Here is a 2,255-nt window from a genome sequence, read left to right as displayed (position 1 = left end):
CTGAGCAACCGTATTGATCTGAAGGTGAACATCAGCGATACTGCTTCGATGCTGGCTAATTACCTGAAAAGTCAGCGCATGCTGGATTCATTAGCTGCTGTTCAGACAAGGTTAAACACCAAACTGAATACGAGCGATACTGCCGGCATGTTGGCAAACTACCTGAAAAGCCAGGCACTGTTAGATTCGTTAGCGAATGTTCAATCAAGGTTAAATACCAAACTCGCTATCGGAGATACAGCAAACATGCTGAGCACCTACGTACAGTCACAAAGACTGCTCGATTCATTGACGAACGTTCAGACCCGCATCAACACCAAATTGAGTGCAGCAGATACGATGAATCTGAGCAACCGTATTGATCTGAAGGTGAACATCAGCGACACGGCAAACATGCTGGCTAACTACCTGAAGAGTCAGCGCATGCTGGATTCATTAGCTGCTGTTCAGACAAGGTTGAACACCAAGCTGAATACGAGTGACACTGCCGGTATGTTATCTAACTACCTGAAGAGTCAGGCGCTGTTAGACTCGCTTGCAAACGTCCAGTCTCGCCTCAACACAAAACTCGCAATCGGCGATACCGCGAATATGCTGAGCACTTATGTTCAGTCCCAAAGATTGCTGGACTCATTGACCAATGTTCAGACCCGCATCAATACCAAGTTGAGCGCAGCTGATACGATGAACCTGAGCAATCGTATTGACCTGAAAGTGAATATCAGCGATACTGCTTCGATGCTGGCCAATTATCTGAAGAGCCAGCGTATGCTGGATTCACTTGCAAACGTGCAAGCTCGCCTCAACACAAAATTGAATACGAGCGATACTGCCGGTATGTTAGCAAACTACCTGAAGAGCCAACAATTGCTGGATTCTTTAGCAAACGTTCAATCTCGTTTAAATACAAAATTGGCCATTGGTGATACAGCAAATATGCTGAGCACTTATGTTCAGTCGCAAAGACTGCTGGACTCATTGACGAACGTTCAGACCCGTATCAATACCAAATTGAGTGCTGCTGATACAATGAACCTGAGCAACCGGATTGACCTGAAGGTGAACATCAGTGATACTGCGTCGATGTTGGCTAACTACCTGAAGAGCCAGGCACTGTTAGATTCATTAGCGAATGTTCAATCAAGGTTGAATACAAAACTGGCGATTGGTGATACAGCCAACATGCTGAGCACCTATGTTCAGTCCCAAAGACTGCTGGATTCCTTAACGAATGTTCAGACCCGCATCAACACCAAGTTGAGTGCCGCTGATACGATGAACCTGAGCAACCGGATTGACCTGAAGGTGAACATCAGTGATACTGCTTCGATGTTAGCTAACTACCTGAAGAGTCAGCGCATGCTGGATTCATTAGCTGCTGTTCAGACAAGGTTAAACACCAAGCTGAATACGAGTGACACTGCCGGTATGTTATCTAACTACCTGAAGAGTCAGGCGCTGTTAGATTCGCTCACCAATGTGCAGTCTCGCTTGAATACTAAACTTGCAATTGGTGATACAGCAAACATGCTGAGCACCTACATTAAATCTCAGCGGTTGTTAGATTCTCTGACGAACGTTCAGACCCGCATCAACACCAGGTTGAGTGCTGCTGATACAATGAACCTGAGCAATCGTATTGACCTGAAGGTTAATATCAGCGATACTGCTTCGATGCTGGCCAACTACCTGAAGAGTCAGCTCATGCTGGACTCTCTGGCCGCTGTTCAGACAAGGTTAAACACTAAACTTAATACCGGCGACACTTCCGCCATGCTATCTAACTATCTGAAGAGCCAGGCACTATTAGACTCGCTTGCAAACGTCCAATCTCGCCTCAACACAAAACTGGCGATTGGTGATACAGTAAACATGCTGAGCACTTATGTCAGATCTCAGCGTCTGCTGGACTCTCTTGTTAACGTCCAAACCAGACTTAATACAAAACTGAATGCTACCGACACAGCGTACCTCAGCAATCGTATAGATGTCAAAGTAAATATCAGCGATACTTCATCCATGCTCGCGGGGTACGCACGTAAAGGGCAGTTTATGCAGTACTCAGATACTGCCGCAATGCTTGCCAACCGTTTAAAGATCAGTGACACAACTGGTATGCTCACCGGTTATGCACGCAAAGGCCAATCGGTTCAATATTCAGATACCGCTACCATGTTCTCCGGCTATGGCCGCGCAGGTCAATTAGTGAAATACAGCGACACCGCCGCTATGCTGCTGAATCGTTTAAAGATCAG

At 46.3% G+C, this 2,255-nt stretch carries 1 protein-coding gene; it reads left to right on the top strand.

Features of this window, described 5'->3' with window-relative positions; all coding sequences use genetic code 11:
- The coding region (locus tag B5D42_RS17940; protein ID WP_176113046.1) for a hypothetical protein at nt 1–2,255 on the top strand (2,255 nt) is incomplete at both ends.

Source organism: Sediminibacterium ginsengisoli (assembly GCF_900167075.1).
In the GTDB taxonomy this organism is placed as follows: domain Bacteria; phylum Bacteroidota; class Bacteroidia; order Chitinophagales; family Chitinophagaceae; genus Sediminibacterium; species Sediminibacterium ginsengisoli.
The sequence above is the reverse complement of the archived record's forward strand: the minus strand, read 5'-3'. Positions and strand labels throughout refer to the sequence as shown.